Here is a 7,406-nt window from a genome sequence, read left to right on the forward strand (position 1 = left end):
TCGTCCCGGCGCAACTCAGGCCCCGGAAAGAAACCGCAGACACATGGACGCTCCCAGTCGCGACCGAACCCTGATCGGCACGCCCGGTCTTGATCTTGAAGCCGTGAAGCGCCCGTCGCGCGAAGAGGCTATGGAAGCCGTGCGCACGCTGATCGCGTGGGCGGGCGATGATCCCCGCCGCGAAGGCGTGATCGACACCCCCAAGCGCGTGGTCGACGCCTATTCCGAGTGGTTCGAGGGCTATCAGCTCGACCCCGCCAAGGAACTGTCGCGCACCTTCGAAGACGTGCAGGGCTATGACGACATCGTCATGCTGCGCGACATCGAGGTGGAGAGCCACTGCGAGCACCACATGGCTCCGTTCCTCGGCAAGGCCTACGTCGCCTACATGCCGACCAACCGGGTCGTCGGCATCTCCAAGCTGGCCAAGGTCGTGGAAATCTACGCCCGCCGCCTGCAGACCCAGGAAACGATGACCCAGCAGATCGCCGATGCGATCACCGACAGCCTGCGTCCGGCCGGCGTCGCGATCCTGATCGACGCGGCCCACCAGTGCATGACCACCCGCGGCGTGCACCACCGCCACGTCTCGACGATCACCACCCAGTTCACGGGCGTGTTCAAGACCGACGCGACCCTGCGTCAGCGCTTCCTCGACTTCGTCAACAAGCGCTAAGCCGACTTGTCGGCGGCGGCCCCTTCGCCCACAGCGGCGGAGGCGGCCGCCCTTCGCGGCGCCGCGGCGGCCGCGCGCTCGGGCCGGTGCACCAAGGTCACCAGTACGAAGCTGAGCATCATCAGCAGATACCACGCGCCCATCTTGTCGAGCGGCACCATGCTCCAGCCGTGCTTCTGGCTCGGATAGATCCAGGCCGAGGTGAAGGTCCCGACGTTCTCGGCGATCCAGATGAACAGGGCGATCAGCAGGAAGCCCAGCAGCATCGGCATCCGGCGAACCTGGCGGTCGGGCGTGAACTGGAACCAGGCGCGGCCGAACAACACCACCGACAGCGCGTAGAGCCCCCAGCGGATGTCGGGCAGGTAGTGGTGCGTGAAGAAATTCGCGTAGGCGAGCACAGCCAGAATCCACGGCCCCCAAAGCGGCGGATAGCCCTCATAGCGGATCTCAAACAGGCGGAGGGCGCGAGCCATGTAGGAGCCGACGCAGGCGTACATGAAGCCCGAGAACAGCGGCACGCCGCCGATCCGCAGCAAGCTGGCCTCCGGATAGGTCCAGGAGCCGTGCGCGGTCTTGAACACCTCCATGGCCGTGCCGACCACATGGAAGATCAGGATCACCAGCGCCTCTTCCATCCGCTCCAGCCTGGTCGCCAGCAGCAGCCCCTGGATCAGTACGGCGGCGACGACCAGGAAGTCGTAGCGGGCGACCGGCGCATGCTCGGGCCAGAAGAAGCCGGTGAGGATCAGCAGCGCCAACATCGCGCCGCCGAACAGGCAGGCCCAAGCCTGCTTGAGGCCGAACAACAGAAACTCATAGGCATAGCCATGCCAGCGGCTGCGCAGCGCCCAGGGCCGGGCCATGGCGTCGAAGCGGGCGACCTGGCCCTTAATCTGGTCCTTCAAACTCATGGGATTCAGGCTAGCGCGAGCGTGGGCGCGGGCGCCATATGCGGGCCATGACCCAAGCGAGCTTTCCCACCGCCCCCGACAAGGCCGCGCTCGAGCGTGGCGAGGTCCTGAGCCCCCGGTTCGATGCGAATGGCCTGGTGGCCGTCGTCGCGACCCACGCGCAGACCGGCGAGGTGCTGATGGTCGGCTACATGAACGCCGAGGCCCTGGCGCGGACGCTGGAGTTGGGCGAGGCGGTCTATTACAGCCGCTCGCGCGGCGAGATCTGGCACAAGGGCGCGACCAGCGGCCAGATCCAGAAGATCGTCGAGATGCGCGTCGACTGCGACCAGGACTGCCTCTGGATCAAGGTGCTGCCGCAGGGCGACGGCGGCGCCTGCCACGTCGGCTTCCGCTCGTGCTTCTATCGCACCGTCGAGGACGGCAAGCTGGTCGAGCGGCCGTGAGCCCGCTCGAGGCCATCGCCGGCTTTGCGGTGGCGGCCGGACTGCTGACCATCCTGCCGGGGCTGGATACCGCCCTGGTGCTGCGGACCGCGGCGGTCGAGGGACCACGTCGCGCGGCGTTGGCCGGGCTCGGCATCACGCTCGGCTGCCTGGTTTGGGGGATGGCAGTCGCGGTCGGGCTCGGCGCGCTGCTGGCCGCCTCGCACCTGGCCTTCACCATCCTGAAGTGGGCCGGAGCGGCCTATCTGCTGTGGCTAGGGATCGGCATGCTGGCGCGGCCGCGGCGGAGCTTCGAGCTCGGCGACGCCGCGGCGGGGCCGGCCGGCGGCGAACTGACCTGGCTGCGGCGCGGCCTGCTGACCAACCTGCTCAACCCGAAGATCGGGGTGTTCTACGTATCGTTCCTGCCGCAATTCATGGCCCAGGGCGTGCCGGCCGGGCCGTTCCTGGTGCTGCTGGCGGCGATCCACGGGCTGATCGGCCTGGCCTGGTTCGCGGTGCTGATCACCGCCACCCGGCCGCTGGCGCGGGCGCTGAAGCGGCCGGCGGTGGTGGCCTGGCTCGACCGGGTCACGGGCGGCGTGTTCGTCGCTTTCGCCGCCCGTCTGGCGCTGTCGCGGACCTAGATCTCGGTCAGGCCTGAGACGCGATGCGCCTCGGGCGTGACGCGGAAGGTCTTCAGCACCTTGGTCTCGAAGGTCTTCGAGGCGATGGTCGAGACGGTCATCAGCTCGGCCTTGGCGTCCTCGTGCGTCAGGGTCAGCAGCAGGAAGCCCTTCTTCGACTGCTCGGAGAACACGACCTCCTTATTGGCGGCCGCGAACATCTCGCCGACCGAGAAGCTCTTGATGGTGTCGTTGGCGCCGGGACTGGTGATCGCCGTGGCCCCGAACTCGGCGGCGACGCGGTTGCCGGCGTCGTCATAGAGCTCGTTGGCCCAGAAAGCGTGGCTGTCGCCGGCCAGGACGATGGCCCGCGCGCCTGAGGACTTGATGGCGTCGTAGAGCCGCTCGCGCTCGGCCGGATAGCCGTCCCACATGTCCAGGCCATAGGGCAGGTCGAGCTGGGCCAGCTGCTCCATGCGGGTCAGGCGCTTGCGCGAGCCTTCGCCCTCGGCGGCCAGGACCTCGGCCAGCCTGGCCTCGCCCAGGTGTTTGCTGAGGCTGGGGATCGGCAGGCGGGCCATGACCACCTCGTTGCCCAGCACCTGCCAGACGCGGCCGGCCTTGACCGAGTCCTTGAGGCCGGCCGCGAGCCAGGCCTCTTGCGCCGGGCCCATCATCTTGCGGGCCGGATCGTCGAGCTTGGCGCGGAAGGCGGCGACTTCGGCCGGGCCGCCGGGCGCGGCCAAGTCACGCTCGTAGCTCAGCTGCTGGTCGCGGGCGGTGAGCCGGGTCTCCAGCATGAACAGGCTCATCAGGTCGCCGAACTGGAAGGCCCGGTTGATCGCCGCGCCGCCGCCCTCCGGCTCGCGGATCGGCATCCACTCGTAATAGGCCTTGATCGCGCGGGCCTTGCGCTCGTTCCATTCGCCTTCCTTGTCGGGCTGGTGGTTCTGGGCGCCGGACATGAAGCTATCGTTGGCGGTCTCGTGGTCGTCCCAGACCACAATCCAGGGCGCGCGGGCGTGGGCGGCCTGGAGCTGCGGGTCGGATTTGTACTGGGCGTGGCGGCGGCGATAGTCGGCGAGGGAGAGGATCTCGTGGTTCGGATCGTGCGGCCGCTCGCCGGCGACGGGCGAGCTCATCCCGTAGGAATCCGGGCCGCCGTACTCGTAGATGTAGTCGCCCAGGTGCAGCACGGCGTCGACCCGCGGCAGCTTGGCGATCGCCTCGTAGGCGTTGAAGTAGCCGTTCGGAAAGAGCGAGCAGGAGGCGACCGCCAGCACCACGTCCTTGGTCGCGCCGCTGGGCAGGGTGGCGGTGCGACCGCTCGGCGAGACGGCGCCGTTGGCGGTGAACTCGAAGGTGTAGGCGCGGCCGGCGTCGAGGCCGCCGACGTCGACCTTCACCGTCCAGTCGCGGCCCGGGCCGGTGAGCCCCTGCCCCGACTTGGCCCCGCCGGCGCGGCGGTCGATCGGGTTGAGCATCCAGCTGTAGGCGATCTCTCCGGCAGCCGGATCGGCCGGGGTGATCCGGGTCCAGAGGATCAGGCGGTCGGCGAGCGGATCGCCCGACGCGACGCCGTGGTTGAAGCTCACCGCGCCGGCGTAGCGCGCCGCGCCCTGCGCCGCCGCCGGACCAGCCGCGCCAAGACCCAGCAGGGCCAGCGCCCGGCGTCTGTCGATCCGCATGAAATCCCCCTCGCACCGCGCGTCGCGCTCCCAGTAGTGGAGAAGCATGACGGTCGCGTGTCCAGCCCGCTCATCCGGGTGAAGGCCGGGACCTTGCGAGCGCCGTGCGGTCCAGGCCGCCGCGGCGGGGAGAGCCCCCAGACCCTCCGTGCGGTCCCGGCCCCTCGCCGGGATGAGCGTTCGACGCGGAGGCGGCGGCGCCCGCAGCAGGGGCCGCCGCCTCCGGTCATGGTGATCCGGTTATGGTGGGGACCGTGGGATCACCGCAGAACCGGCGGCGGGGAGGCCGGGCTCTGGCTACTGGTCGACGTGCGGACCGCGTGCGCCTTCATCAGACCCGACGTAGCGGGCGTCGTCAGGGCGATGACCCCGGCGGCGATGAAGGAAACGATCGAGAATCCGAGCGTCAGATACGCCATGACCTTGCTCCTTCGCCGGCGGGCTCAAGGCCGCGTTCGCAATCGCCGCAGAGCTTAGAAGAACGACGTTCCGCGAGCAGTTGCAGCGGCCTGCATCGCTCGATGCAACCGTTGCATTCCATGGCGCAACAGTTGCATGCAGGGTTGCATTCTCGGATGGCTATGGAATCATTGAGGTTCCATGCACGCCGCCACGCCTTTCTCTGAGAAGCTGGACCTGGTGCTGAAGGCGCTCTCGATGAGCCGCGGCCGCCTTGCAGCCGAGCTCGGCGTGGACAAGTCGCTGGTCGGGCGCTGGGCGTCCGGGGCGGTGACGCCGTCGGCGCACAACCTGGAGAACCTGACCCGGCTGGTCGCGCAGCGGCGCCCGGGCTTCACGATGCTCGACTGGGACCGCAGCCTGGAGGGGCTCGCCCAGGTGTTCGGCGTCAAGCCGGCCGAGCCGCAGACCAACGGCGCCGTGGTCGAAGGCCTGCCGCTGCCGGGCATGGACATGGTGCGGATGGTCACCGAACGGCGCGGGGCGACCTATGAGGGCTTCTGGCGCAGCACCCGGCCGTCGATCGCCATGCCGGGGGAGATCTTCCACGACTACGGCATGATCCGACGCAGCGCCGACGGCCTGCTGCGCTTCCAGATGGGCGGCTCGGGGCTGCTGTTCGACGGCTGGCTGATGCCGGTCGAGGGCCAGGTGTTCGCGATCCTGTTCGACACCGTAGGCCAAACGCCGGTGTTCCTGGTGTTCAACGGCGTCTCGCTGCACAAGGCCGTGCAACTCGACGGACTGATCCTGGCCGCGGCGCTGAACGCGGCTAGGACGCCATCGGCCTATCCGGTGGTGCTGGAGCGGATCGGGGACTTGACCGGCGACCCGGAAACCGACGACGAACACTGCGCCGAGCTCCTGAAGCTCGACACCGCCGCCACCGAGGACACCGCGCCGCAAGCCATGCGCAAGCACCTGATCCGCGACATCGGCCCGGCCGCCGCCGCCGCCGGCACGGGCGAGCTGTTCCTGCTGTCGACCTGGGCGAGCAGCCTGTCGAAGGGCCTGTCGGTCGACGGGCGCCTGCAAGGGTGAGCCAGACCGACTTCGAGGACGACGACCTCGCCGCCGAAGCGCCCTCCACCGAAGGCATGGCCGCGCGCATCGTCACGATCGGCCCCGAGGCGGCCGGCGGCCGGCTGGACAAGACCCTGGCCGAGCACCTGCCGGACCTGTCGCGCGGCCGCATCCAGGCGCTGATGGCCCAGGGCCTGGTCAGCCGCGAGGGGACGGTGCTGTCCGACGCCTCGGCCAAGGCCAAGCCCGGCGAGCACCAGCTGCTGATCCCGCCGCCGGCTCCGGCCGAGCCGGAGCCCGAAGACATCCCGCTGTCGATCCTGTTCGAGGACGACCACCTGATCGTCCTCGAAAAGCCCGCCGGCATGGCGGTGCATCCGGCGCCCGGCAGCGAGACAGGAACCCTGGTCAACGCGCTGCTGCACCATTGCGGAAGCAGCCTGTCGGGCATCGGCGGCGTGGCGCGGCCGGGCATCGTCCACCGCCTCGACAAGGAGACGTCGGGCGTGCTGGTGGCCGCCAAGTCGGACGCCGCCCACCAGGGGCTTTCGAAGCTGTTCGCGACGCACGATATCGACAGGGTCTACGTCGCCCTGGTCCGCGGCGCGCCTAATCCCGAGCGCGGGACCATCGAGACGCGGCTTGGCCGATCGCCCCACGACCGCAAGAAGATCGCGGTTCTGAAGAGCGGCGGCCGCGAGGCGATCACGCACTATCGCACCGAAGCCGTCTATGGCGGCGACGGCGGCAAGCCGCTGGCGGCCCGTATCGCCTGCACGCTGGAGACCGGTCGCACCCATCAGATCCGTGTGCACCTGGCGTCGAAGGGCAGCCCTTGCCTCGGCGATCCGGTCTACGGCTCGGGTCCGCCGGCCGCGTCGGTGCGCGAGGCGATTGCGGGCGCGGGCTTGAAACGGCAAGCCCTGCATGCGGCCGTTCTGGGGTTCGTCCATCCCGTGACCGGCCAGGCGCTGAGATTCGAAAGCCCCCTGCCCGCCGATATGGCGCAACTGCAAGCTAACCTGACAGCTTTGTAAGAAAGCTTGTGCCCCATTCGCCTTGAAGGCGCCCCGATCGCTCTGTACTAATACCTGAGTAGAGCAGTCGGACTTCCGGGCCGCCGGTTTCTCCCAAGCCAGGCCCTTACGCCCACCGCAACCAATACCTATCTGAGTGGTTGGAGGGGGCGGACGGTTTCGCGCGCGTATCGCGCAGCGACCCGAAGGTCCGCCGAGTAAGAAAGGGGATATATCCATGGCCGCTAACGCGCTTGCCGTGATGTCGCCGGAAGGCGGACTGAGCCGGTACCTGACCGAAATTCGTAAGTTCCCGATGCTGGCCAAAGACCAGGAGTTCATGCTCGCCAAGGCTTGGCGTGAGCACGAAGACTCCGAGGCCGCTCATCAGCTCGTCACCAGCCACCTGCGTCTCGTGGCCAAGATCGCCATGGGCTATCGCGGCTATGGCCTGCCGATCGGGGAAGTCATCTCCGAAGGCAATGTCGGCCTGATGCAGGCGGTGAAGAAGTTCGAACCGGACAAGGGCTTCCGCCTGGCGACCTACGCCATGTGGTGGATCCGCGCCTCGATCCAGGA

General features: G+C 68.7%; 9 protein-coding genes. 6 read left to right on the forward strand and 3 right to left on the reverse strand.

The genetic code is table 11. From position 1 onward, the window contains the following. The first annotated feature begins 43 nt into the window (after positions 1-43). Positions 44-676 carry a GTP cyclohydrolase I FolE gene (folE, locus tag C0481_RS15325; protein ID WP_293405312.1) on the forward strand — a complete coding sequence of 211 codons (633 nt, stop codon included), beginning with the start codon at positions 44-46 and terminating at the stop codon, positions 674-676. On the opposite strand, the gene C0481_RS15330 is transcribed toward folE, so the two are convergent. Then, positions 673-1,590 carry a DUF817 domain-containing protein gene (locus C0481_RS15330; protein WP_293405314.1) on the reverse strand — a complete coding sequence of 306 codons (918 nt, stop codon included), beginning with the start codon at positions 1,588-1,590 and terminating at the stop codon, positions 673-675. The genes folE and C0481_RS15330 overlap by 4 nt on opposite strands. Before the next feature lie 47 nt (positions 1,591-1,637). On the opposite strand from C0481_RS15330, the gene hisI reads away from it, so the two are divergent. Next, entirely contained in the window at positions 1,638-2,036 is a 399-nt protein-coding gene (hisI, locus tag C0481_RS15335; protein WP_293405317.1) for a phosphoribosyl-AMP cyclohydrolase, read from the forward strand. Beyond that, positions 2,033-2,662 carry a LysE family translocator gene (locus C0481_RS15340; protein ID WP_293405319.1) on the forward strand — a complete coding sequence of 210 codons (630 nt, stop codon included), beginning with the start codon at positions 2,033-2,035 and terminating at the stop codon, positions 2,660-2,662. The genes hisI and C0481_RS15340 overlap by 4 nt, the downstream gene beginning before the upstream one ends. Here the strand turns inward: C0481_RS15340 and C0481_RS15345 are convergent. After that, positions 2,659-4,329 (reverse strand): alkaline phosphatase D family protein, encoded by a 1,671-nt coding sequence (locus C0481_RS15345; RefSeq protein ID WP_293405321.1) that lies wholly within the window; start codon positions 4,327-4,329, stop codon positions 2,659-2,661. The genes C0481_RS15340 and C0481_RS15345 overlap by 4 nt on opposite strands. 260 nt (positions 4,330-4,589) lie before the next feature. Continuing rightward, complete coding sequence (locus C0481_RS15350) at positions 4,590-4,748, reverse strand: hypothetical protein (RefSeq protein ID WP_293405324.1); 159 nt, start codon at positions 4,746-4,748, stop codon at positions 4,590-4,592. A 181-nt stretch (positions 4,749-4,929) separates the two neighbouring features. Between C0481_RS15350 and C0481_RS15355 the strand changes: the two genes are divergently transcribed. The 3 genes from C0481_RS15355 to C0481_RS15365 all read left to right on the forward strand — a co-directional run. Then, positions 4,930-5,829, forward strand: coding sequence for a helix-turn-helix transcriptional regulator (locus C0481_RS15355; protein WP_293405326.1), 900 nt, complete (start codon positions 4,930-4,932; stop codon positions 5,827-5,829). Positions 5,830-5,885: 56 nt separating this feature from the next. After that, complete coding sequence (locus C0481_RS15360; protein WP_293405336.1) at positions 5,886-6,848, forward strand: RluA family pseudouridine synthase; 963 nt, start codon at positions 5,886-5,888, stop codon at positions 6,846-6,848. Positions 6,849-7,065: 217 nt separating this feature from the next. Then, a partial coding sequence (locus C0481_RS15365; protein ID WP_293405328.1) for a sigma-70 family RNA polymerase sigma factor occupies positions 7,066-7,406 on the forward strand: 341 nt, incomplete at its 3' end.

The organism is Phenylobacterium sp. (genome assembly GCF_013822795.1).
Lineage (GTDB): Bacteria > Pseudomonadota > Alphaproteobacteria > Caulobacterales > Caulobacteraceae > Phenylobacterium.